At 38.2% G+C, this 26,145-nt stretch carries 22 protein-coding genes; 7 read left to right on the forward strand and 15 right to left on the reverse strand.

Going from position 1 to position 26,145, the window contains the following annotated elements; genetic code table 11:
* Position 1 precedes the first annotated feature (1 nt).
* The 6 genes from LBE40_RS05495 to LBE40_RS05520 all read right to left on the reverse strand — a co-directional run bounded on the left by LBE40_RS05495 (position 2) and on the right by LBE40_RS05520 (position 4,898).
* Entirely contained in the window at positions 2-964 is a 963-nt protein-coding gene (locus LBE40_RS05495) for an L-threonylcarbamoyladenylate synthase (protein WP_004860783.1), read from the reverse strand.
* Complete coding sequence (locus LBE40_RS05500; RefSeq protein ID WP_004860780.1) at positions 961-1,602, reverse strand: ribonuclease HII; 642 nt, start codon at positions 1,600-1,602, stop codon at positions 961-963. Before LBE40_RS05500 ends, LBE40_RS05495 begins: the two co-directional genes overlap by 4 nt.
* A 301-nt stretch (positions 1,603-1,903) precedes the next feature.
* Positions 1,904-2,812, reverse strand: a complete 909-nt coding sequence (locus LBE40_RS05505; RefSeq protein ID WP_004860777.1) for a 4-(cytidine 5'-diphospho)-2-C-methyl-D-erythritol kinase — start codon at positions 2,810-2,812, stop codon at positions 1,904-1,906.
* On the reverse strand, positions 2,809-2,988 hold the full coding sequence (locus LBE40_RS05510; protein ID WP_004860774.1) for a hypothetical protein: 180 nt from the start codon (positions 2,986-2,988) through the stop codon (positions 2,809-2,811). The genes LBE40_RS05505 and LBE40_RS05510 overlap by 4 nt, the downstream gene beginning before the upstream one ends.
* Before the next feature lie 80 nt (positions 2,989-3,068).
* A complete protein-coding gene (locus tag LBE40_RS05515; RefSeq protein ID WP_004860771.1) occupies positions 3,069-3,917 on the reverse strand; it encodes a S49 family peptidase in 849 nt (282 codons plus the stop codon).
* Positions 3,918-4,106: 189 nt separating this feature from the next.
* Positions 4,107-4,898: a tRNA1(Val) (adenine(37)-N6)-methyltransferase gene (locus tag LBE40_RS05520; RefSeq protein ID WP_004860766.1), complete on the reverse strand. Its 792-nt coding sequence runs from the start codon at positions 4,896-4,898 to the stop codon at positions 4,107-4,109.
* Between the two features lie 196 nt (positions 4,899-5,094).
* Here LBE40_RS05520 and LBE40_RS05525 point away from each other — a divergent pair, with 196 nt between their 5' ends.
* The 4 genes from LBE40_RS05525 to glyS all read left to right on the forward strand — a co-directional run bounded on the left by LBE40_RS05525 (position 5,095) and on the right by glyS (position 11,227).
* Positions 5,095-6,171, forward strand: coding sequence for a polyprenyl synthetase family protein (locus tag LBE40_RS05525; protein WP_004860763.1), 1,077 nt, complete (start codon positions 5,095-5,097; stop codon positions 6,169-6,171).
* A gap of 93 nt (positions 6,172-6,264) precedes the next feature.
* A complete protein-coding gene (locus tag LBE40_RS05530) occupies positions 6,265-7,959 on the forward strand; it encodes a tetratricopeptide repeat protein (RefSeq protein WP_004860760.1) in 1,695 nt (564 codons plus the stop codon).
* 101 nt (positions 7,960-8,060) lie between these two features.
* On the forward strand, positions 8,061-9,005 hold the full coding sequence (locus LBE40_RS05535; RefSeq protein WP_004860758.1) for a glycine--tRNA ligase subunit alpha: 945 nt from the start codon (positions 8,061-8,063) through the stop codon (positions 9,003-9,005).
* The gene (gene glyS / locus LBE40_RS05540; RefSeq protein ID WP_004860756.1) at positions 9,005-11,227 is read left to right on the forward strand and encodes a glycine--tRNA ligase subunit beta; all 2,223 of its coding nucleotides are present in this window, start codon (positions 9,005-9,007) and stop codon (positions 11,225-11,227) included. Before LBE40_RS05535 ends, glyS begins: the two co-directional genes overlap by 1 nt.
* 576 nt (positions 11,228-11,803) lie before the next feature.
* Here glyS and LBE40_RS05545 read toward each other — a convergent pair.
* From LBE40_RS05545 to LBE40_RS05580, 8 genes are all read right to left on the reverse strand, one after another.
* Positions 11,804-12,298 carry a F0F1 ATP synthase subunit B gene (locus LBE40_RS05545; RefSeq protein WP_004860752.1) on the reverse strand — a complete coding sequence of 165 codons (495 nt, stop codon included), beginning with the start codon at positions 12,296-12,298 and terminating at the stop codon, positions 11,804-11,806.
* Between the two features lie 11 nt (positions 12,299-12,309).
* Positions 12,310-12,876, reverse strand: coding sequence for a F0F1 ATP synthase subunit B (locus LBE40_RS05550; protein ID WP_004860749.1), 567 nt, complete (start codon positions 12,874-12,876; stop codon positions 12,310-12,312).
* Positions 12,877-13,007: 131 nt separating this feature from the next.
* Positions 13,008-13,238 (reverse strand): F0F1 ATP synthase subunit C, encoded by a 231-nt coding sequence (locus tag LBE40_RS05555; protein WP_004860748.1) that lies wholly within the window; start codon positions 13,236-13,238, stop codon positions 13,008-13,010.
* Positions 13,239-13,292: 54 nt separating this feature from the next.
* Entirely contained in the window at positions 13,293-14,051 is a 759-nt protein-coding gene (locus tag LBE40_RS05560) for a F0F1 ATP synthase subunit A (protein ID WP_004860741.1), read from the reverse strand.
* A 7-nt stretch (positions 14,052-14,058) separates the two neighbouring features.
* Positions 14,059-14,484, reverse strand: a complete 426-nt coding sequence (locus LBE40_RS05565) for an AtpZ/AtpI family protein (protein WP_004860738.1) — start codon at positions 14,482-14,484, stop codon at positions 14,059-14,061.
* A 620-nt stretch (positions 14,485-15,104) separates the two neighbouring features.
* On the reverse strand, positions 15,105-16,532 hold the full coding sequence (gene der, locus LBE40_RS05570; protein ID WP_004860735.1) for a ribosome biogenesis GTPase Der: 1,428 nt from the start codon (positions 16,530-16,532) through the stop codon (positions 15,105-15,107).
* 4 nt (positions 16,533-16,536) lie between these two features.
* Complete coding sequence (locus LBE40_RS05575; RefSeq protein ID WP_004860732.1) at positions 16,537-17,208, reverse strand: DUF2659 family protein; 672 nt, start codon at positions 17,206-17,208, stop codon at positions 16,537-16,539.
* Positions 17,209-17,609: 401 nt separating this feature from the next.
* Positions 17,610-19,382 carry an SLC13 family permease gene (locus LBE40_RS05580; RefSeq protein WP_004860731.1) on the reverse strand — a complete coding sequence of 591 codons (1,773 nt, stop codon included), beginning with the start codon at positions 19,380-19,382 and terminating at the stop codon, positions 17,610-17,612.
* 367 nt (positions 19,383-19,749) lie between these two features.
* Between LBE40_RS05580 and LBE40_RS05585 the strand changes: the two genes are divergently transcribed.
* Positions 19,750-21,441: a hypothetical protein gene (locus LBE40_RS05585; protein ID WP_040297077.1), complete on the forward strand. Its 1,692-nt coding sequence runs from the start codon at positions 19,750-19,752 to the stop codon at positions 21,439-21,441.
* Positions 21,442-21,591: 150 nt separating this feature from the next.
* Positions 21,592-22,953 carry a Na+/H+ antiporter NhaA gene (nhaA, locus tag LBE40_RS05590; RefSeq protein ID WP_004860725.1) on the forward strand — a complete coding sequence of 454 codons (1,362 nt, stop codon included), beginning with the start codon at positions 21,592-21,594 and terminating at the stop codon, positions 22,951-22,953.
* An 895-nt stretch (positions 22,954-23,848) separates the two neighbouring features.
* Here nhaA and LBE40_RS05595 read toward each other — a convergent pair.
* A complete protein-coding gene (locus LBE40_RS05595) occupies positions 23,849-25,105 on the reverse strand; it encodes an aspartate kinase (RefSeq protein WP_004860722.1) in 1,257 nt (418 codons plus the stop codon).
* A 665-nt stretch (positions 25,106-25,770) separates the two neighbouring features.
* Between LBE40_RS05595 and LBE40_RS05600 the strand changes: the two genes are divergently transcribed.
* Positions 25,771-25,989 carry a hypothetical protein gene (locus LBE40_RS05600; RefSeq protein ID WP_004860721.1) on the forward strand — a complete coding sequence of 73 codons (219 nt, stop codon included), beginning with the start codon at positions 25,771-25,773 and terminating at the stop codon, positions 25,987-25,989.
* The last annotated feature ends 156 nt before the right edge of the window (positions 25,990-26,145 follow it).

The following is a 26,145-nucleotide window of genomic DNA, read 5'->3' on the forward strand; positions in this document are numbered from 1 at the left end:
TTCATTCCTCCTTTGGAGCTGCAGCACGTATCAAACGATCATTAATAGCCTCACCTAATCCGTATAACGGAATAGGTTCCACTGCAATACATCTCACCTTGAGTGCATCCAATTCCTTCATGTATTGAAATAAATGAGAAGCAGCTTCTTCCAACTGCCCTGTTTCGCTAAGATTTAACACAGAAACGGCGTTTTCAATATGCGCAATGCGTTTAGGCCCAAATGCTAAAAGCGCTTCACCACTTTCTACCTTTTGCACATTTAAACGCACCGCAGCACTGGGTGCATAATGCGATCTTAACATACCTGGTGCCTCAATCGCAGCCCGTTGATCTATCCGTTTCAGTGATTTTCCTACAACTTTTTCAATCTCTTCAGACGAAAGCCCTCCAGGACGCAAAAGATAAATATCTTCATTACAAACCTTAATAATCGTTGATTCAAGCCCTATTTTAGAAGGTCCTCCATCAAGTATCAGAGGAACAGCCCCTCCTAAAGATGCAAAAACGGCTTCAGCCGAAGTAGGACTAAGACATCCCGATTGATTCGCACTAGGAGCAGCGAGAGGTTGACCAAAACATTGTACAACTTCTGCAAAATGGCTATCTGGAAAACGAACAGCCAATGTATTCAAACCAGAAGTGGTTAAAGGATGGATATTATGTTGTGCCTTTAAAGACAGAACTAACGTCAAGGGCCCTGGCCAAAATACTTCCATCAATCGACGTGAAAGAAAATCAATTTCAACGTAGCGTTCCGCCATGCTGATACTGCTTACATGCACAATAAGAGGATTAAATTGTGGACGCCTCTTTGTGAAAAAAATAGAAGATACTGCCCTCCCATTGGTTGCATCACCTGCCAATCCATAGACAGTTTCTGTCGGTAAAGCCACTAACTTCCCCTGCTTAAGAAGTGCAACTGCCTCTTTTATCGAAGCACTATTGAAAGGCAGAATCGTCATGAAATATCATCCCTGTAGCGCTCTTTAAGTGGCGCAAAACTATAACGATGTAATCCCCCAACTGGCCCATATTTATCAAGAGCTGCACGATGCATTAGCGTTGCATAACCTACATGCTTTTCTAAACCATAACTTTTATAAACCTGTCCTGCACACTCCATCATCCGATCACGCGTCACTTTGGCAATAATAGATGCTGCTGCAATTGAAACCGAACGCTGATCGCCTTTAATCAAAGCAGTTGCCGAACATGGTAGCTCAGAAGGAACATCACGTCCATCAATGAGTGCATAGTGAGCTGGAATTGCTAATCCTGTAATACAGCGACGCATCGCTTCTAAAGTTGCTTTTCTAATATTAGACTGATCAATCGTACGGGCGCAAAGACTAGCAACAGAAATCGCTAATGCACTTTGCAAAATTTTATTATACAGCTTCTCACGTTGTAGAATAGAAAGCCTTTTTGAATCATTCAGCCCATCAGGAATATGGTCTTTATCCAAAATGACTGCTGCTGTCACGACAGGCCCTGCAAGAGGTCCACGTCCGACTTCATCAACACCCGCTATATGAAAAAAACCCTGTTTCTGCAAATCCAATTCACATGCAAAATTTGGCTGAAACGGTAAACTAAACATCTTTCATAAATCACTAATACCATAAAACCTGCATCAATTTTCATAGCTTGCCTCTTTTCTGCAAGCCTTACAGAGTAAAAATAGCTCACCAAACATTTTAGTTAATTATTGCACAAGTATAAAAATAAAAGAACTAAATACGGAATATTCTGCACTGCATTCGATTCCTCTTTTAGCGTATTATCCTAGCATGTGCTAACTTGATCTGGAAAACAAAAAACGCCCATTCCCTTGCTTAATCCTTCTATTATACATAACAGAATCGTTACCAAGCAAATATTTGACCTTTATACTTTATCTCTCAAGTCTTTCCTAAAGTCATGATAGGTTTCACAAACCAATTTGGATGCATCGATTTGATAAAAAGAGCTGCCTTTTGAGCTGCTTGTTGATCTTTAAAAATACCAAAGCAAGTCGCCCCCGTCCCAGACATACGAGAGAAAAGAGAGCCACATTCATCTAATGTAGATAATACTTGCGTTAATTGAGGTGCAATCTTTAAGGCAGGAGCAAAAAGATCATTACGCGTTTCTTGTAAAGTTTCAACCAATGAATCAACAGTCTTTAAGGCTACGGGATCAATTTTCAGAGGAGAATGATTGCGATTTTCCAAAGCCTTGAAAACAGCTTTCGTTGCAATTTGCTGACCATGATTAACCAATACCATTGCAAGAGAACAAGCTTCTTTTAGTCGTGTAATATCCTGCCCAATTCCTTTCACAAAAAGTGGCTGCTGATATTCCAATGCAAAGAGACACATTGGTACATCGGCACCAAGCTCTAAACTCATTTCTGCTAATTCTTCACAAGAACAATCAAGATTCCACTGTTGACGCAATATACTCAGAACAGCGGACGCATCTCCAGAACCACCACCAACGCCTGAAGCAACAGGTAACGTTTTAATAAGCTGAAAAAAAGCAGGTTTAGCGCTTTTAGGAAATTTTTTGCGCATAAAATCACGTGCACAAATAACCAAATTATCTGAATTAGAAACAAGCCTATCCGCAAAGGGACCCGTTAAAATGAAGTGATCCCTTACACAAGATGCATAACCTAAACAATCACCGCTAAGACTAAAATAAACCAAACTTTCTATTAAATGATAACCATTAGAGCACTGACCTACAATATGCAAAGCCAAATTCAATTTAATAGGTGTAAATACATAAGAATGCTCTTTGAAGGGAGCCTGTACATCCGATATCATTTGACGTCATATTCACCTGTGTAAGGATCTTTTACCAATGTGCCCCTTTCACCCATATTTGGCTTAACCTCTGTACAATCAATACCCTGTAATATTTTCTGCAATCGTTTCCTCAATAAACAATAAAGAGGAAGAGCTATAATACACAACAAACCAAATGCAATCATTCGCACCATTTCAAGTCTTTTCCTCCTAACAAACGTTTTTATGCAAAATTATTAATATTATTGAGTATCTATCGAATTATACTTCCTAATTACAAACCATAACGCTGCCAAAGCGCTCGCTCTTGTGCTGCCATCAACGCACTATCAGCTGCCGCATAAACTGCATTAGCAGTAATGCCTGAAGGAGTTTTGGGTCCTAGAAGGCTTTTTGGAGGAGTAATTAATCGAAGTTTCGTATCACGTCCAAACCGCTCTTTAATAGTAGAGCGTACATCACCTAATCCATCAATTAAGCCTAGCTCAACGCCCTTCTTTCCGCCCCAAAACATTCCTGTAAAAATATCTGGATCATTTGATAACTTCGCTCCACGCCGTTCTTTAACTAAATCGATAAAAGTTTGGTGAACTTCAAGTTGTAGAGATTTTAAATGCTCAATATCTGCCTTCTTTTCTGGCTGAAATGGATCCAATGCAACCTTGTTCTTTCCTGCTGTATAAACACGCCGTTCGACGCCAATTTTCTTCAAAAGCTCGGGAAAACCAAAGGAAGCTGAAACAACACCGATAGAACCAACAATCGAAGAAGGGTCAGCAAAAATTTCATCTCCAGCACAAGCAATCATATAACCGCCTGACGCTGCTATATCTTCAATAAATACGAGAACCTGTTTCTTTTTTTCCTCTGCCAAATCACGAATACGTTTGAAGATAAGACGCGATTGTACAGGCGAACCACCTGGAGAATTAATAATAAGTGCAATAGCCGGTGCTTTTTTATAGGCGAAAGCCTTGTCTAAAAGATTTGCACATCTGCCCAACGAAAGGGTACGTGCAATCAATGAAGTTGAATCCAGAATTGCTCCATGAAGACGCACAACAGGAATTTCAGGTTTACTGGAATAAAAACGGTTTGGAATAAGATTTTTGATAACATCCATCAAAATAGACTTTCCTTATAAGTTAGGGGAAAAGGCAGGGGAATAAAAACGGGAGAGCATAACCGCACACAAAAGTGCATATACAGCTCCAAAATCCAAACTCACACCCGATTTCATTCATAAAAAAATCTCCTAAAAAAGCTAAGAGCTTAGATTGAATTTAAATAATAAACTGAAAAATACAAGATATTATTTAAAAAGTTCCCACAAGCTTATACGCCCATTATTGATTGCATCAATCCGTGATGAAAAAGCGTGACCTTCACCTTCATGTATAACTAATGCCGGTAATATAGATAAAGCAGCTCTGCTTCCTCGTTTTGCATAAAATAAAAGGCGAATTGCTGCTGTTGTCGCACGCGCGTGAACGGGAATTATACATATACTGCCAAAACGTCCTTCTAAAGCATGCAAGATATCATTCAACGATTGTGGACGTGCAATTAGCCCTAAATATCCACCTGGCTTAACAATTGCTGCTGCACTCCGCAACCAATTATCAAACATCGCTTCAGGCATAACATGTGCCTCGGACTTTTGCTTATCAGGTGTTTTGCGATCTGCAGGACTATTAAAAGGCGGATTCATAATCGCAAAATCAAAAGAATTATCCACCAATCCTGCTTTCAAGCGACTCTTGCCTTTTAAAGTAACATCTGCTTCTAACAAAAAAATGCGCTCAACAAGTTTTTCATTTTGTTTTAGCATAAGCGTTTTTTGTGCGTAAGATGCCATAAAGGCTGAACGTTCAACCAACGTAACATGAACTTTCAAACAACGCGAAGCAACCGCCAAACCCGCTGCTCCAGCACCAGCACCTAAATCAACAACCTTTCCTTTTAAATTTTTGGGAACTAAACTGGCTAATAACATAGCGTCCATGCCAGAGCGATGACCATATTTACGTGGCTGAACCAAATAAAACTTTCCACGATGAAAACTGTCAATTGTTTCATCATTTTGATTCGTTATTTCGTCCATTTGAAAACCTAATGTTTATCTTTATAAACTGCACTTTTTCCTATCACTTGCTGTTAAACAAAATTGTTTTAAATTTTTCTCACAACTCCATAACAACAATATTACACAAGCTTGTACAATATTCCTTACCAACATCATCCAAGACTTCTGCTTCAAAACAACCATCAAAAGCTTGAGTCAAAACAAAAGCCCCTTTATGCTAGTAGACAAAATAGAATTCATATATGTCCATTGCAATACTCTAGGAGCAAACACATTGAGTGTAGCCACAAAACTAAATCAAACAAGAAATAATCAAATGTCTCTCCAATCCCTTATCAATCTTACCCAGTATGATATGGAGCGCGTAAATCAATTTATCCTCTCTATGGCAAAATCAGAGGTTGAAATGATCCCTGAAATTTCCAACCATCTTATTTCATCAGGTGGAAAGCGATTACGCCCAATGATCACATTAGCTTCCGCTCATATGTTTGGTTATCAAAACGACGGGCATATAAAACTTGCAACCGCTGTTGAATTTATGCATACAGCAACCTTGTTACACGATGACGTGATTGATGAAAGTAATTTACGACGCGGAAAATCTACTGCACGAATGATTTGGGGGAATCAAGCAAGCGTACTTGTTGGTGATTTCCTGTTGGGACAAGCTTTTAAAATGATGGTCGATGTTGGTTCTATAGAAGCGCTCTCTGTCCTAGCAAACGCTGCTGCAATTATTGCTGAGGGGGAAGTTATGCAACTTTCTGCAGCCAAAAATATACAAACCAGTGCTTCGGACTATCTTAAAATCATCAACGCAAAAACAGCAGCACTTTTTTCAGCGGCTGCTGAAGTTGGACCAATTATTGCAGGTTATAAAGATAAAGAGCGTTCTGCATTGCGTGAATATGGAACATTGTTAGGACTAGCTTTCCAATTGATTGATGATGCACTTGACTATGGTGGCGCTGCTAAACATTTAGGAAAAAATATAGGAGACGATTTTAGAGAAGGCAAAATCACAATGCCTGTTATCCTCGCATATGCACGCAGTAATACGGTAGAAAAAGCATTTTGGGAACAAGCTCTTGAAAACGGCAATAACAATGATGAAGCTTTCGCACATGCGCAATATTTAATAGAAAAATATGATAGCCTCTCAGATACAATAGAGCAAGCACGCATCTATGGAACACGTGCAACCAATGCTCTTGCTTCAATGAACAAAAATCTCGCTCACAATGCTCTCGTTGAGACTGTTGATTTTTGTATTGCGCGCGTAAACTGATTATTTGCAAGAATCAGATATTTTTCAACAAAGTAATTAGATATGATCTATAAACCACAAAATCTATTGATTATCTTGAAAAGGACTAGCTCTATGCACAATGCAACAGTATCCCGCTTTTTTACTCTCTTTATTGCGGGTATCATGTTAATGCCTTCAGCTACCTACAGCAAAATAAACGCCACTATAAATACAACTTCATTTACAGGCGCCTATTTAGCTGGGAGAGTCGCAAATCATGAAAATAAAACAGATCTTGCTATAAATTATTTTAAACAAGCACTCGCTCATAAACCTGATAACATTGAAACACAAAAAGAGCTCCTTGAAGCCATGCTTTCTGTAGGAACATTCAAAGAAGCTGTTCAGCAAGCAAAAAAACTAAAAGAACAAGATATTATAACTCCCTTTGTTTCCTTGACATTATCGGTAGAAAGTCTCATAAGGAGAGATTACGAAAATGCCAAACTTCTTTTACAATTAAAAGTACCTCCAGAATCCAATAATCCAATAATTGAACTCATTGGTGCATGGGTTACATTCGGATCTGGACAAAAATCTCAAGCAATCGCTGATCTTGAAAAAATCAAAGGGCCTGCTTGGTACGACCTTTTTATACGTTATCATCTCGCACTCATGAGCGATCTAGCAGGACGTACACAAGACGCAAAAAAATATTTCATTCAAGCACTCAATAACAAACAGGGGACTCTTATCGCCCCTAATACCTATGAACGTATTATCATAGCTTACGCTTCATTCCAATTGCGCCATAAGATGCGCAATCAAGCTCTTCAGACTCTCAAGCATGGAGAACAAATGTTGTCAGGCCGAGAAGCACTCAAAAACATACGAGAAAAAGTTGAAAAAAACGCTTCCTTAGAAAAGTTAGTAAAAACACCTCAACAGGGAGCGGGCGAGGTATTGTACAACTTTGGAACAGCCCTCAACTACAAAAACTCAGGACAAATTGCACGTATTTTCAAACAGTTGTCTTTCGCCCTGTACCCTCAAAATGATGCAACATTGTTTCAATTGGCAAATATTTCTACTAAATTGGGGAATCCTAATCAAGCCATTAAACTTTACCGTGCTTTACCATACCAATCCCCTTATTATAGAGATGGACAACTTCAACTTGCATTTCTTCTTGCAAATAATAATAATTATAGTGAAGCCATCAAATTACTCTCGTCATTAAAGAAAAAATTCCCCAACGATCGCGCCGTTCTGATAACGTTAGCCGCTTTTTATATACAAGATAATAAATTTGTCGAAGCTACCCAAATGCTGGATCAGACGATTGCACAGATAAAAAATTTTCAACGAGAGGATTGGAAACTTTTTTACCAACGCGGTATCGCTTTCGAACATTTGCAACAATGGACAAAAGCCGAAATTGACCTGCGAAAAGCACTTGAATTTTTTCCTGATCAACCGCAAATCCTTAACTATTTAGGCTATTCACTTGTTGAACGTGGTGAAAAACTTGAAGAATCACTCCATATGTTGAAAAAGGCCTCTACATTACAACCGCAAAATAGTTACATCCTCGATTCTCTAGGATGGGCCTATTACAAACTTAAACAATATAACCAAGCTGTTCAAATACTAGAAAATGCTGTCAAATTACATCCTGAAGATCCAACATTAAATGATCATTTAGGTGATGCCTATTGGCAAGTTGGACGCAAACGTGAAGCAATATTTCAGTGGAATCATGCAATTGATGGGGAAGCAAAAAACTCTAAGGAAATCCAAAAGAAATTGAAAATTGGTTTGCAATAAATAACGAGGCTTGACCATAATCCTATGAAACAATAGACAGGTATAAAAGCTGAAGTCCCTTTAGTTGCTGTCTATTGGTTAAATGTTAAAGAGTATAAAGCGTGAAACTACCTGAACATCTCAATCCAAAACGTTCTTTTCAGGGACTTATCTTAACTTTGCAAAATTATTGGGCTCATTATGGATGCGCAATTTTGCAACCTTATGATATGGAAGTCGGTGCCGGCACTTTTCATCCGGCCACAACACTGCGCTCATTGGGACCACGCCCTTGGAAAGTGGCATACGTCCAACCTTCTCGACGCCCAACAGATGGTCGATATGGTAAAAATCCAAATCGTTTACAGCACTATTATCAATTCCAAGTTCTCCTCAAGCCTTCCCCCCCCAATTTACAAGAACTTTATATAAAGTCACTACAAGCCATTGGTCTTGATACAAAACTTCATGATATTCGCTTTGTTGAAGATGATTGGGAAAGTCCAACGCTCGGGGCTTGGGGACTTGGATGGGAATGCTGGTGTGATGGAATGGAAATTTCCCAATTTACTTATTTTCAACAGGTTTGCGGCATTGAGTGCGCTCCCGTTTCAGGAGAACTTACCTACGGGCTTGAACGTCTAGCAATGTATATACAGAGTGTTGATAATGTCTATGATCTTAACTTTAATGGTTTAGATGGCGAAAACAAAATAAGTTATGGAGATATTTTTTTACAAGCAGAGCAGGAATATTCATACTACAATTTTGAGTTTGCGGATACCAAATTGCTGCACCAGCATTTTATCGATGCAGAACGCGAATGCATCGCACTTCTTGAGGCTGGACAACCAAATCAAGAAAATGGCTTACATCTGTGCGTTTTTCCAGCTTATGACCAATGTATTAAAGCTAGCCATATCTTTAACCTTTTGCAGGCACGTGGCGTTATTTCTGTGACTGAACGGCAAAGTTATATTCTTCGCGTTCGTGATCTCGCGCGCCGTTGTGGAGAAGCTTTCTTGCTAACAAAAGCTGGTCAAATATCCCCTAAAGGAGAAGCCTAATGTCTGATCTTCTTCTGGAACTTTTTAGCGAAGAAATCCCTGCTCGCATGCAACGCAAAGCTGCTGCTGACCTCAAAAAATCTGTTACAGATCAACTTGTGAAGGCGGGATTAACCTATAAAGTTGCCTGTGAATATTGGACACCTCGTCGACTAACATTAGACGTACGTGGAATTTCTATGCGCTCAAAAGATATCTATGAAGAACGCAAAGGACCCAATACAAAATCACCGCAGCACGTAATTGATGGCTTCCTGCGCGCGACAGGACTGAGTAATATTTCTGAAGCACAGATTGCACATGATAATAAAAAAGGTGATTTTTATATCGCTAAAATCATCAAGAAAGGTCGGAAAGCAGAAGAAATTATTGCCGATATTTTACCAAATATTATTCGCAATTTTCCATGGCCAAAGTCTATGCGTTGGGGTGAAGATTCAGCAAAAAGTGGAGTACTAAAGTGGGTTCGATCTTTACAAAACATTCTTTGCGTCTTCGGACCAGAAATTGGTGAAACCTATGTTATTCCATTTACAATTGATTCTCTCAAAAGCAATAATCTAACCTATGGTCATCGCTTCTTAAGTGACGGAAAACCACTCCAAATTCGCCGCTTTGATGATTATATTGCTCAACTTGAAGCCCATAAAGTTATTCTCGATGCCGAAAGGCGAAAGAATATTATTTTGGCGGATGCTCAAAATCTTTGCTTCGCAAACGGTTTAGAACTGGTTCAAGATAATGCCCTTTTAGAAGAAATTGCTGGCCTTGTTGAATGGCCTGTTGTCCTTATAGGTAATTTTGACAAATCTTTCCTTGATATTCCTCCAGAAATCATTCGCTTGACCATTCGAGCTCACCAAAAATGTTTTGTAACCCGTAATCAAGGCGAAAAGATCAAGCTCTCTCATCATTTTATTCTCGTTTCTAATATCCTTGCAAGTGATGAAGGAAAAGAAATTTCTAAAGGAAATAGTAAAGTTGTCTGTGCTCGTCTTTCCGACGCACTCTATTTTTGGCAAACAGACCAGCATAATTTGCCTGATATCAAGCAGTTGGAATCTTCTGCAAAAAAATTTGATCTTGATTTAAAGAAACCTCTCGATCAAAGGATGGCACGACTTGATCATTTAAATGTAACTTTCCATGCAAAATTAGGTACACAAGGTGCAAGAGTAGAACGAATTGCTACCTTAGCACAAAAAATTGCTCCTTTAGTGCAAACGGACCCTCTCTTAGCTAAACGTGCAGCAGTACTTGCAAAAGCTGATTTACAGACAGAAGTTGTCGGAGAATTTTCTGAACTGCAAGGTCTAATAGGACGAAAATACGCTCTTCTCCAAGGAGAAAGTCCTCGCGTAGCTGAAGCAATTGAAGACCACTATAAACCCCTAGGGCCCACAGATCGTGTTCCACATGAACCTCTTGCTATAACCATTGCGCTAGCTGATAAAATTGATACGCTCATTGGTTTTTGGCTCATTAATGAAAAACCAACCGGTTCAAAAGATCCCTATGCGTTAAGACGAGCAGCATTAGGAATTATTAAGCTTGTTCTTTCGCGTGACTGGAAAATCAATCTTATGCCACTGTTTAATCTGGCAACAAATCTTTTTTTACAACAAAAAATAAAACAGGAAATATCTCCAATAGAAACTGAACAGCCGCAGAATATACTTTCAGAAAAAGTACAATATATTTTAACAGACCTGTTGTCCTTTTTTCATGAACGTTTAAAAATCTATCTAAAAGAAGAAGGTGCTCGTTATGATGCTATTGAAGCAGTCTTAAACAAAGATGCTGATGACTTTTTGTTAGTCACGCGTCGTGTTGAAGCACTCATTGCTTTTATAAATACAAGTGAGGGAAGCAGCTTTTTAGCCGCTGTAAAACGCACTGTAAATATTCTTGAAAATGCATTCCCAAAAGGCACCATAATAGCAAACGAAATTACTCCTGAACTCTTTATTGAAAAAGAAGAAAAACAGCTTTATCAAGAAATCATTGAGGTAGAAAAAAAAGTTCATAATCACATCAGTGCAATAAATTTATCAGGTGCACTCAATACGCTAGCTCAACTCGGAAAATTTATCGATATATTTTTCGAAAAAGTATTGGTGAACGATAAAAATCCTGATATTCGCACTAACCGTCTCGCTCTTCTCAAACGTATCCATACCATTACAGAAGTAGTAGCAGACTTCTCGAAACTTGTAATTTAAAAATTAAACACTCTCTAAACTAAAAGAATAATGAAGATAAAATTCTCCTACTTTTTGTCATTGAACATTAAAAAAACATTGGAAAAATTTCAGTACGAAGCTTGAGACAGTTTTAAGAGCAATTGTAGAACTTATGATGTAAATATTACTTTATAATAATTGGTAAAAAAGTTGCGTAATCATCAAATACAGTAAGAACTTTCAACTCTCTCATTAGAATAACAAATCATTTTCTTGCACTTCACAAGTGGGGTCAATACATGAATAAAAACCATTTGAAAAAAAAGTAAATACATCTCTTATGTAGCATCTAAATGCCACAGCCATAACCTTTTGAGCTTATAAATAAAACAATGGTACTGGCTTGTATTTTCACAAGCAAAAAGATAATAGCATCCTATAGATTTTGCGTTATATCTTTCATAGGTAGGCAAAAAAATGAGCTTGAGGACAAGGCGAGGCGTTTTTTTTAAAACTAAGTGTAGAAATTAGTAGTACAAGAGAAAGTGTAAAAAGATAAAACACTCAATCTTGAAAAGGAACTATGCTGCTAAAATTCAATACTGCAAGCTGCCATTAATTAAGATATGTTTTCATTTTGGTAAGAGATTCTTCACCAAGAGATTCCTTAATAAGTTCATTCGCTTTATTAGAATCTAATTCTTTTGCGATAAGCGTACGTGCAGCGGAAACTGCCAAATCGATAGCAGATGAAGAAACCATACGTATTGCATCAGCTTCTGCTTGAGCAATTTTTTGCTCTGCTAACTTATTGCGATTCTTCACATATTCTTCTGCTTTTGCACGAGCCTGAGCGATAATAGCTGTAACTTCATGCTTAGCTGCTGCAATAATCTCTTGGGCATCTTTCTCTGCTTCCGCATGTTTCCGCTGATATTCAGCCAGAACCTCCTGTGCCTCTTCACGAAGACGCAGAGCTTCATCAAGCTCATCTTTGATACGCTTTGCTCGGGCATCAAGATGGCGAACAACCATTTGTGGAATTTTGAAATAAACCAAAAGAGCCAGAAAAAGAATTAACCCAACAAAAGCCCAAAAAGTATCAGTCATCCTCGTATCCTTCAGTAATCGACAATTTTAATAACTGAACGAACAGCCTCTTTGCTAATATTAACATCAGTCAATTTTTTTACGATTTCAAGAGCCACTTCTTCGGCAATAGAACCAACATTTTGCATAGCCTTATCCCGAATTTTTGTTATCTGTTTTTCAGCATCTGCTAACTTTTTCCCCAAACTTTCTTCAATTTCCTTTCGTTCAAGCTCAACCTTTTCTTTTAACTCTTCACTCGCTACTTGTGCTATATCATGTGCCCGCGAACGAGCCTCTGCCAATTTCCGCTCGTAAGTTTCAACTACGGTATCCGCTTCCTGCTTCATACGCATTGCTTGATCCAAATCAGATGCGATTCGATCTCGACGTGTTTCAATAACACCGCCAATACGCGGTACAATTACGCGAGAGATAAAGAGATAAAAAAGACCAAAAGAAATTGCCAACCAAAAAAAGTGCGAACCAAAATACACAAAATCAAAAGGTGGAAACACACGATCCGCATGTTCTGCCACACTCTTGATATGTCCTATAGGCCTTTCAGTGATCTGTGCATAAGCGCTGGAAACAAACATTTTCTTTCATCTTTCAAAAAACTTATTAAAGCCCCCCAACAACTGATGACAACTAACTAACGTTCTTTCCGTTAAGAGAAAAAAGGGATACCTGCCTCTCATACAGAAAACAAGCACCCCTTTGACGATGATCAAACCCCAAAAAGAAGCAATAAAGCAATGAGCAATGAAAAAATACCCAAAGCTTCCGTCACAGCAAAACCAAAGACGAGACGACCAAACTGACTATCTGCTGCTGATGGATTGCGTAATGCACCAGAAAGATAGCTACCAAAAATATTTCCAAGGCCCAAAGCTGTCCCCGCCATACCAAAGCAAGCAAGACCAGCTCCAATATATTTTGCTGCAAGCACTAATTCCATATTATTCTCCTTTTAAGTAAAATTATACCATTCGACGGAAAACCGCCAATTTTATTAATGTCCTGGATGAACTGCATCATTAAGATACATACAAGTTAGAACCGTAAAGACATAAGCCTGAAGAAATGCAACCAAAAATTCAAGAGCAGTAATCGCTACAGTCATGATAAGCGGTAAAACCGAACCACCAACACCTACAATCCCTACCCCAATCATTGAGACAATAAAACCAGAAAATACTTTGAGAGTAATATGACCAGCGAGCATATTAGCAAAAAGACGAAGTGAAAGACTGATAGGACGAGAAAGAAAAGAAATAACCTCAATCATCGTAACCAAAGGCAAAACTACAACAGGCACGCCACTAGGAACAAACAATCTCAAAAAACTGACTCCATGCTTATAAAAACCATAACCAATGACCGTCAAAATCACTACCATAGCCAAAGAAAACGTGATCATAATCTGAGAGGTAATTGTATAAAAATAAGGGAAAAGACCAATAAAATTGGCAACCAAAATAAAAGTAAATAGGGAAAAAACTAAAGGGAAAAATTGCATTCCCTGCACACCAGATGATTCCCGCAAAGTCGACGCTACAAATTCATACGCCATTTCTGAAAGAGACTGCATTCGTGTTGGGACTAATCCACGACTTGATGACGAAATGAAGAGAAAAACTGAAGTTACAACAACTGTAGCTACTATAAAAAATGATACATTTGTAAACGATAAATCCATATCTCCTATGGAAATCTTAATCAGTCGTGAAACTTCAAACTGATGGATAGGATCTGGAGCGTGCGATGTCACTTCAACCTCATTTATCAGACCGCTTATCGGTCCCTTTATCTTGGCGTAATACGCCCTTTTGCCTTAATTGACTGGAGGTAATATACCCCACAGACCGAAGAACACTTAATACACCAGCAGCAAATCCAAGAAAAAGAAAAAACACCAACCCCCATGGTGATGAACCTGCTAACTTATCAAATCCCACCCCCAAAACAACGCTGACAATAATACTCGCCAGAAACTCACTGGAAAGCTTAATTGTATGCGCCATCCTCCCTTGTTGCTTTTCCCCCTCATTCCCATACTCCCGCTTCTTTAATGCTTTCTTACGCATTAAAGCTCTACCTAAATTCTTACTCCGACATTCTAAATCCTCTGAATGAAAGAAGCCTCCTTGCTCTTTTTCTTCAGCTCCCTCCCGTGGCACAACGGGTTTACCGCCCTCCGCCATAATTGGCTCCTTAGTCAAAAAGCAAAGCAAAAACGTATCTCATAAAACCGTGAGCATCATATTGTTCCTGAACTTATTCGTCAAGACGCTAAAAGAAATCTATCACAATTTATCGCACAAATAACATGTTTTTCAATCTTATACACCCAATTACTAATACACCTTAAAATAATCCAGCTTCACCTGCAAATAATGTGTTTCCACCTCACTTTTAGCCACAATTCTAGAAACATTCCGAAAAAATATCTTCTTATAACAAACCAAATGTTGTACATTGTCATCCATCATTAAATAAAACTATCATCGATGATGACTGCTACATCTTTTAATGCACAACATAGATCTATGATTTAATATACGTTATGCAACAAGGCTACATAAATAGGGCTTTAAACACAAATGTTACACAGCCTTGTACAACTGTAATTAACTTTTTAAATCCTTATCCCTGCAGTTGAAATATTAATAAATGCAAAAAATACTTTCACTTTTTATTTAAATGGATCGCCGCAAATTAGCATTTCTGCCCTACAATTTATAGATACTAAATTTTCCTTTACGCAAGCCAGCATCTCTTTGCTTGGCGCTAATTATTATAATTTCTCTTGCATTAAGAAGATTCATTTCTTTCTGGAGCGTGCTGCAAAAGGATTATCAGATGCTCGTAATGATATGCGAATTGGTACACCAAGCATATCAAATGTATCACGTAATCCATTGGAAAGATAACGTATATATGATTGAGGCATTACCTTTGGTCGTGAACAAGAAATCACAAATCCAGGAGGACGTGTTTTAATCTGTGTTATATATTTAACCTTAAGGCGACGTCCCGAAACTGCAGGTGGTGGGTGATGCGTAACAACCGTTTCAAGCCATCTGTTTAATTTAGCCGTGGAAATACGGCGATTCCATACACGGTGCATTATCATGACATTTTCCATCAGTTTATCAATGCCTTGACCATATTGCCCCGATAAAGGGACAGCTCTCAAACCACGAACCTGAGGAAGAAGACGAGTACATTTTTCATGCAAATCAATTAATGTTACCTGACTATTTTCAATAAGATCCCATTTATTAAAAGCAATAAGTGGAACCCGTCCTTCACGAATCACAAGATCAGCAATTTGTAAATCCTGCTTTTCAAAAGGCGCAGTTGCATCAAAAACGATCACGACCACCTCTGCGAAACGAATTGCACGTAAAGTATCGGCAACGGAAAGTTTTTCTAATTTTTCTTGAATCTTTGATTTGCGACGCAGTCCTGCAGTATCAAAAAGTTTAACGTGACGACCATTCCATTTCCAATCTACAGAAATGGAATCACGCGTAAGCCCCGCTTCAGGTCCTGTCAATAAACGATCTTGTCCCAACATCCTATTGATGAGGGTTGATTTTCCTGTATTTGGACGACCAGCAACCGCGATTCGAATGGGTTTACTTTCATCGTAAACAGAGCCCTCCTCCTCAAAGTCATCCACATCATCACAAACAGATTCTGGCTGTATAGCAATATGTTCTTCTTTGATCCTACTCTTTAAAGCTTTTTCTCTACCAATAGCATCGATAATTACATCACGAAGATCTGAGAGACCCAAACCATGTTCAGCAGATATTGGGCAAGGTTCCCCCAAACCTAATGACCACGCTTCATATTCTCCCCCCATAGCTGCTTTTGACTCAGATTTATTAGCAACAAGCACAATCGGTTTCCCTGACTTGCGAACCAATGAAGCAAAATTTAAATCACTCGGCGTTATTCCGCTCTTCACATCAAACATAAATAAAATGAGATCTGCTTCATCAATGGCAGCCTTTGTATGAGAGCGCATACGACCTTCAAGTGTATGATCACCCGCTTCTTCCAACCCAGCTGTATCAATTACATCAAAACGTAGATCTTGAAGTTTTGCCTTATGAATACGCCGATCACGAGTTACACCTGGCTTATCATCAACCAAAGCCAATTTTTGCCCAACCAAACGATTAAAGAGTGTTGACTTCCCAACATTGGGGCGACCAACTATAGCAATGGTAAGGCTCATAAATTTATTCCTTATTTGCCTTGCCTTCAGCTTGCATAAGCTCAAGCATAATCCGAGCCCGATCAGTTATTTTTAATCCGAGCGCACCTTCTTTAGAAATCTTGCGAAAATAATCAACTGCCTCATCCATCTTATCAGCTTTATATGCTGCTAAACCCAAAACCTCTCTAGCAGACATCCGCATAGGATCAATATCATTTTCCATATCTTTAACACGCTTTTTGACATCATCTAAGGTTCCTGTATCAACCAAAATATAAGCTGCTCGAATTTTTGCAACTTTCCGCAAAATTTGTGGTGCTTTTTCATCAGTTGCAACAGAATCAAAGGCCTCCACTGATTTGACAAAATCGCCTTGTTCCATGAGTAAAGAAGCCTCACGCAAACGAGCTAGAAAAGGATATCCCCCAAAGTTAGAGACTTTAACATTTTCTAATTGCTTCATCGCTTCATCAAAATGACGTGTATCTGCAAAATCAAGGCTTTTTACAAATGTATCACCAATATGACCAGCTTTCTTTATTTGCTCATGATGGTAAATTTGATAAATAATGATCATCAGGACAAAAATAATGGCTGCAACAACAACCAAAACACCATAACGTCTCCAAAACGCAAGAGCCTTTTCCTGACGAAATTCAGCATTAACTTCAGCAATAAAACTATCATACGACATGATTCATACCTTGGTAAAAATTTACTTTCTGTGCTTTTACGCATAAATGGACAAAGATGGTAGCCATAATCGACTAAAAACCTTAAAATTACTAGCTTATTCATTTCAAATAGATGTGTATCTGAATTGCTTGAACTTTTGCAACTGTATCAATCAAAAACGATATAATTGCCTTTTGGTTCATATTATAGTGTTTACTTTAAATTTTGTAAAAAAGCCATTATAGCCTGCATGTGCACCATACATGCTGGGCCTATAATCTCAAGAGCTATTCGTGCCTCACTCCTCGTTACATGACAGACCTCCCTTTAAAAATCTTTTACAGGAAGTGTATCTCTTCAATTTAGCTTCATCTGATTGACGACCTTTCGTGATTGATATTTACAGTTTTTGAAAATGTTCTATTGCAATGGCCAAATCCACATGAGCATTGGCACAGCAACAATAACTATCAAGACTGCCAATGGAGCCCCAAAGCGTGGGTAATCACTAAAACGATATCCCCCTGGCGCCATCACGAGCATATTACTTTGATGCCCAATAGGTGTAAGAAACTCACATCCTGCGCCAATTGCAACAGCCATCAGAAAAGCTTCAGGCTTATAATGAAGAGAATGAGCAAAACTTGACGCAATGGGAGCTACCATCATAACTGTTGCTGCATTATTCAAAAATGGTGTTACCAACATGGCTGTAATCAACATAAGAGCTAATGCACCAGACGGTGGGAAAAATACCGCCAATTGGCTAAGCCATTGACCAATGAGATCTGTACATCCTGTCTTCTCTAGCGCTTCACTCACGGGAATAAGAGTTGCTAATAATACTAATATTTGGCCATCTAATGCTTGATACAAATCACGCGCTGGCAAAACTCGAAAGATAACCATAGCAGCAGCAGCAGAAAAAAAAGAAAAGGCAACTGGTACGATATGAAAAGCTGTAAAAATAATCGCTATAAAGAGAATAGCTAAAGATACAAAACCATGTCGTAAATTACCAAACACAATATTACGCTTTGCTAAGGGTAAACATTTCAACTCCCGTAATAAATTTGGAATAACCATATCCTGTCCCTGCAAAACAATCACATCTCCAAGATGGAAAACAATATCACCAAGCCTTCCCCGCACCCTTTCATGCTGGCGACTTAACGCAAGCAAATTCACATCATAGTGATCAAATAGCAAAAACTCTTTCGCACTGATACCAATAAGAGGCGAATTATGTGTGATGACTGCCTCAATAATATCTATATCACTATCCTTATCACCCGTAGAAATAGTTCGACCCGTAGAAAATTCTAAACGTGCAAAATTCATCACACTTTCTAATCCTGTATGCGAACCTTCTAGCAAAACAATATCGTTTTCAGATAAAACAAAATCTGGTAATGGTGAAATAAATACTGTGTTTCTTATGATTTGAATCACCATGACATCACCACCTGATGGCTTGACGAGGTCAACAATAGTTTTTCCCACAATCGGTGAATTCGTTGGGATATGCACTTCCGAAACATAGTTACGAATATCAATAGCATCATCAAACGATACACCTGAACGTACACGCACAGGTAAACGCCAAGAAAAAAAGATCAAATATAATACACCAGCAGTAGCAACAGCTAAACCGACCGGCGTAAAATCAAACATAGTAAAGGGAATCCCCGTTAAACGTTCCTGCATAGCTGAAATGACAACGTTGGGTGAAGTCCCTATCTGTGTCATAAGACCGCCCAACAAAGAACCAAATGCCATAGGCATCAAAAAGACAGAGGGTGAAACCTGAGAACGACGAGCAAATTGAAAGGCAATCGGAAGCATGATAGCTAAAGCACCAATGTTTTTAACAAACATCGACAAAACCACTACAGAAATAACTAAAAAAGCCAATTGAAGACGTACTGATTTCACATCTGGCCATATCCGTTGGATAATAAATTCCATTATACCAGAACGCGATACAGCCGTACTGACAACAAACACACTCCCTACAATAATAACAATATCATTACTAAAACCGCTAAACGCCTCCTTCGGACTGACAAGTCCCACACTACAAGCAATCAATAATGTACAAATAGCGACAAGATCATAACGGAATCGATCCCAAATAAAAACAATCATCATAAGACCAATGATTGAAAAAGCTATTATTTGATTTTCTGTCATGACTCCCGTCTCTCCCCGTTAGATTACAATAAAAAACATATCCTTTTGTATTTTAACTGTTCCTATAAACAGCAGCAAGATAAAAGCAGACATGGGTATACTTTAAAAATGTTTTAAAGCGATAAAAATTATGATCAGCATATACTTCCCTTTATTCTGTGCGTAATTTTTATAAAATACTGAAACCAAAGAAAATTGGTGACAGTTTATAAAAGCGTATTGTAAAAAATATTAGAATGACTCTACATGTAAAGGGATTAGAAGTAGGTAACTGTTGAAACTGAACACGCATATTTTAACCTTTACGTTGCTGAAAGAAATTTACCTCTACTTCTCATAAAGAGTGATAAAAGCGAAAGAAAAAATGATGGGCAATCTTAATAGTGGGTATCGAGGGAATCTAAAATACTGGCTAACTTATCTTATTGGATTTATTGCTATTCTGGCAATTATAGTTGTCGGTGGCTTTTATATGGCAAAACCTTATCTCGACAGTTTTGTGAAACGAGAAATAGCTCGCCGTTCAATAAAAGCAGAGACATCCGAAGTCAGCATTATAGGAAAAGTCAATTTAACAAATGTTACACTACCAGTCCCTGCAGGCACATCACTTAAAATTGGTGCCGTTTCTGCCCGTCCTCCGATTTCCTTTATTCCTGGGGCTTTTACTCTTTATAATATTGACTTACAGCATAATAATATTCATGTAAAAATTCCCCAAATCTCTCTTAAAGGCGTATCCTTAAAAGAAAAGGACACTACGATCACATCGCACCTTTTACAGTCAATTATGCGTATTGAACTTGCATCAATTACTGCTCCAGATATACGCCTTTCTATAAAAAATAAAAATAAACTAACCGAAAGAGTTGAAGTAAAGAATTTTGAGCTTTTTGGTTTTAAAAATGGTCATATCCGTTCTGTTAGCATAAAAAATATGGACCTTACAACGACCGCCGCAAATGGTGCCAAGCAAATGCGTCTTACCGCCAAAAGTGATACAATGAAAGCCCATGATGTGGATATCAATTACGCTTATTCTATCATTTTCGGAAAGAAAACGGCTCTCAATCAAGGAGAAGCTATTACTGGCCCCATTTCCCTAAATAATATAATAGTCGACATTTTTGAAGAAACAGAAAAAAACAGCTCTTTCTCTCTCGGACGATTTAAAACATCTGGTCTAAAGATGAAACCACTCGAACAAACACCTGAAAAATTGTTCAAGGCTTATCTTAACGCAAAGAAAGAAAATAATCAGGTCGCTGAAAAAACAGTACGAAATGATATTATTCTAAACACACTTCTTGCCATTACCTCGGCTGATGCCAAAGTTGATAATGTCACCATTGATATACCGCAGTTTAAAGCAACGCTCGGATCATTCCAATTTAAACCAAGTTTGTGGAAACAACCTATACCGAAAAAACTTTTCCTTTCTCTTGATAACCTTTCAATTTTACCTAAAAAAATGGAAGAAAAAGACTTAGACTTCCTCAAAAAAATGAACTTTGAACGCTTTGATATTTCAGGAAAGCTTGATGTTTCTTATGATGAGAGAAAGCGTACAATCTTTCTGAATGCAATGACTTTCAACATAAAAAATGTTGGTTCTGGAGAAATATCAGCTAAAGTTATTGATGTTGATGAAAAACTCTTTTCTGGTCAGAAAAATGTAATGATCACTGCCTCTCAAAACCTTGGCATTAATAAAATTGACATCCGTTATACCGATGCAGGTTTCATTGATAAGCTTTTTTCTTATCTTACACAAAGTCTTAATGACAAAAAACATGATCTTAAACAAGAGCTCTATGACGATTTCTATCTGATGATGACACAAAGTCCAAAAATATTTCTAAAAGATCATGATGAAGCTGAAAATATTTCAAAATCTTTTGGTGACTTTGCTAAGAATCCCCAAACGTTGACCATTAAAATTAAAGCGAAAGATAATAAAGGCCTCACAACAGCTGATCTCGAATCCGCCCTACAAAATGATTTGTCCACAGCTTTGAGCAAAGTGCATTTAACTGTAAAGAATGAAGCTTCCCCCTAAAAAACATGTTCAGCTTTAAAGATGATAATCTTATCTATAAATTAAGAGCTTTATTCCTCTTTGTTTCTTTTGTATGATACAAGAGAGCACCATAGAGTAGTTTACGTAGAAAGTGTATGTTCGTAAAATTGTCGATACTTGGAATTGTTCATGTCTGATTTATCTTCAAATCGCCTACCTAATCGCGCTTCTCGTGTCACAAATCAAGCGCTTTCCGCTATCGAGCGTTTTCTCCATATTGAAGCTCTCAGCGGCATTGTGCTTTTATTAGCTGCTGCTGCTGCACTCGTTTTTGCCAATTCTGAATATGCTTCTCTCTATGAATCCTTTTGGCATACACCTTTTGGCTTTAACTTTGGTCATTTCACCCTCTCATGGGATTTACATTTCTGGGTTAATGATGCTCTCATGACTGTTTTCTTTCTCGTCGCGGGAATGGAAATCCGGCGTGAAATTCATGAAGGAGCTCTCGCGGATTTTAAACAAGCAGTTTTACCAATTGTTGCAGCAATAGGTGGAGTTTGTCTCCCTGCAATTATTTATCTCAGTTTCAACTTTAACGGGGGACATACACATGGTTGGGCTGTACCAACAGCTACAGATATTGCCTTTGCGTTAGGTATTCTAGCTCTTCTTGGAAAAAAGATTCCTTCTAATCTTCATATCATTCTCTTATCCCTAGCGATTATTGATGACATTATCGCTGTTCTTATTATTGCTTTCTTCTACTCGACGAACATTGATCCTAGTGGTTTAGTTATTGCAGCTGCAGGTATTGCCTTAGTGTTATTTTTTCAATGGATTGGCCTCGCATCGGCATGGCTTTACGTTCTACCCGGTGCAATCATCTGGTGGGGCTTAATGGTAACAGGGGTTCATCCATCACTTGCTGGCGTAATTTTAGGCATGATGACTCCAGTTTTTCCTACTCGTACCCTTGTAGCACCGCTCACCATGTTAAGTAACGCAATGCAAGTTCTTCAGGAAAAGAATACGAAAACGGACCTGCATCATATCTCGACTGCGTTGAAAAAAATGCGCAAAGGACAGCGCGATATGATTGCTCCAGTAACGCGTGTTCAGAAAGCATTGCATCCATGGGTTGCGTACGGCGTTATGCCAATTTTTGCCTTTGCAAATGCTGGTGTTAGTTTTACTAATTTTGACCTTTCTTCTCATGAATCATTCTTGATTGTATCCGGTGTGGTTATTGGTCTCTTTGCCGGTAAACCTTTGGGTATTATCACTGCCAGTTATTTGGCAGTAAAATCAGGATTATGCCGCCTACCTCCTCATATGACATGGTCAGGAATTTTGCTCATTGGATTTTTAGCAGGAATTGGCTTTACAATGTCTATCTTTGTCTCAATGCTTGCTTTTAAAGATATTATTCTACTTGATTCCGCAAAAATTGGAGTGCTTTGTGGATCTGGTTTATCTGCTCTCTTCGGCCTTGGATATGGAGTTGTCTACATTAAGCGCAATAAAAAAATGCCTTATAGCTCCCAATAAACAAAATGACAATGCGCTTTTATACTCATTTTTAAAAGCGCGCGGATTCATTTGTTGCGCTACTTTAGTTTTCACATAGTTACAAGAACAGATAAAGAAACTGTTCTGACGTACGGTATCTTTTCGTCTGAACCTATTTCAATCCTATTGATAAACTTTATAAGAGAGATTTAATCAAAAATAATGCGTAATTTGTGCGCAATAATACGCCTTCATTCGATTAAAACATTGAAATCTTGACGGATCAATGCAAATGGATGATGTGTATTAAGATAGTCAACAAATAAACAATACAGAACAAATTGTCCATTGCAAATGTTTATACTAAAATCGTAGATGGTAATTTCAAACATCTCAACTTATTACCATTTTGCAAACTGTAGTTTCGACAACAAAGTACATATCATTTGGTTCATTGAAAACTATAAGAAACTTTTTACTGCATTCGATGTCAATAAATCCATATCCAAAGCTAACAATAGGAGATAAATCAAAAGCCATAAAACCAGTACGCCAAGGGAAAAGAAGATTTTAGCGTATTTTTTAAATTGAAAGTGTTTCTTTTATGAGCAATTACTGCGTAAACCCTTCCTACAGATTTTTATTCACTCTTATGAAAAGAATAAAATTAAATCTACAGGATACATATAAAGTTCTCAACAATCATTTGAGAAAAACAAATCACTAATGGAATATATCTCATCAGCTCTGTTTTGCACAGTTGTGCGAATAATCCAATGAAATTTATCGTATTCATAGAAATTCCTACATAACATGTATTTGAAAGAGTGGTGTATTTCCCCTCTCCCACTAAACGCTTAGTAAAAAGTTCTCTACTCTCCTACACATAGAATGCTCTATATTATTTGGAAATCTTTTTAGAGCTAAAAAATGTTTAACCCTTCTCAAGCCCATAAACAGCATGTAATGTTCTAACCGCAAGTTCAGTATAAGCGCTATCAATTAAAATAGAAATTTTAATCTCTGAAGTCGTGATTGCTTGAATATTAATACCCTTTTCAGACAAAGCCTTAAATGCTGTAGCTGCAACACCTGCATGGCTGCGCATTCCAATACCAATAACAGATACCTTGGCAAGATCGCTTTCAAATTGGATAACATCAAACCCAATCTCTTTGCGATTTTTCTCAAGAAGCGCAACTGCTTTATCCACATCTGCTGATGGTACAGTAAAAGTCATATCAGTCTTTGAGCCATCTTCAGAAATATTTTGCACAATCATATCGACATTAATTCGCTCTTCGGCCAAGGGTCCAAAAATTGCTGCTGAGATCCCTGGACGATCTGCAAGTCGACGGAGTGAAATTTGCGCTTCATCCTTAGCAAAAGCAATACCAGTAACATTCTGTTGTTCCACGATTTCATCCTCATCGCAAATAAGTGTTCCAAAAGAATTCATTGGATCACCCATGCTTAATGCATCAGGATCCTCAAAACTCGAGCGCACGAAGGTACGGACTTTATGAACCATTGCCAATTCAACAGAACGAACCTGTAAAACCTTTGCTCCAAGAGAAGCCATTTCCAGCATTTCTTCAAAAGCAACTTTTGGTAAACGGCGTGCCTTAGGCTCTATACGCGGATCTGTTGTATAAACGCCATCCACATCTGTATAAATATCGCAACGATCAGCTTGTACAGCTGCCGCTATAGCAACAGCACTCGTATCTGATCCTCCACGCCCTAAGGTAGAAATCCGATTATCCGGAGCTAACCCCTGAAAACCAGCAATAACCGCTACCTGACCTTCCTGAAAACGCTGTATTAAAAAAGAACCATCAATATCTGTAATACGTGCACGACTATGCGCGCTATCTGTATGAATAGGAATTTGCCAACCAAGCCATGAACGCGCATTCATCCCCATTGCTTGGAGTGTAAGAGCCAACAAACCTGCTGTTACTTGCTCACCAGAAGCAACAACTACATCATATTCGTAAGCATCTTTATGTATTGGTGAAGTGTCACACGTCCACTGAACAAGCTCATTGGTTTTTCCAGCCATCGCGGATACGACAACCGCAACCTCATTGCCTGCATCCACCTCTCTTTTTACATGCCGTGCAACATTATGAATACATTCAATGTTTGCTACAGATGTTCCGCCAAATTTCATGACTATCCGTGCCATCAATAACACTCTTACCTTTACATTTCTTATCTCAAACGACAGTGCGAATAAGGCCTTACTACCGTATCAACAAAGTACTTTTTCACATACAGAATATCTATCATTTGTGCAAGTTGAGTTATGTTTGTGTTAATTTTTCTTGACTTTAGATAAAATAGACCTGACTGGATCATGAGAAATAAATAGAGAGCGACATGATAGATGCTGCAATCTCATAAATCTAATAGCAAACCACTTAACATTACACTCTCGTTAGAATCTTACCATAATCATACAGAATAGGGCACGATAGGCGAAATTCTTTTGAAAAGTTGTCATTGCTTATTTTCTGCAAGTCCCTCTTCAAAAGCAAGAATATGAAAAAGTTAGACTTATTACGAATAGACGTAAGAGCATGAAGATTGGAATAAAAATGATATAGGTATTGATCTGATTGCTAAGCTGCGTAATCGAGATGATTATGTACCACTCAATGTAAGGTTTATGCGGCCCATAGAACAACTGGAGCTGTGTTGGGAACAGACAACGATGAATCTCTGAGTTTATCAAGGTTCATGATAACAGCATTATGGTGGGGAACAACATCTATACATGACAGCAAGGCCTCGTATTTTTAGTGACACTGCAAAAAATGTGCCGATGAGATTAATACCGTTCTGACTTCTATGGATGATGAAACGCTTTATGGTAAACAACTCCATCATTATACCTTCGCAGAAGCTGTCGATAATGAACTTTTAACACCTTACAAGATTGTTGTCTTGAGAGTTAATGAAAATTATATCACTCCAGCAATACAGAATATTATTGCAAATGAAGACTGTGAAATTGATTTAGACGATGCTGAAAAAACTATTAGTTTTATAGAGCACTCACCAAAATAGATAAGGAAGCGGCTGCCGATGATGATACAGAGCCCATACATAGTGCTTTAGCTTTTTGCAAAGATATCGATACCTCTCAATATATTACAAAGGCATTCAATCGGGTTATAAAACCTCATATCAATGATTTCCTTAAAACTGTTCCCTTTCTTAACT

It is taken from the genome of Bartonella taylorii (assembly GCF_023920105.1).
GTDB lineage: Bacteria > Pseudomonadota > Alphaproteobacteria > Rhizobiales > Rhizobiaceae > Bartonella > Bartonella taylorii.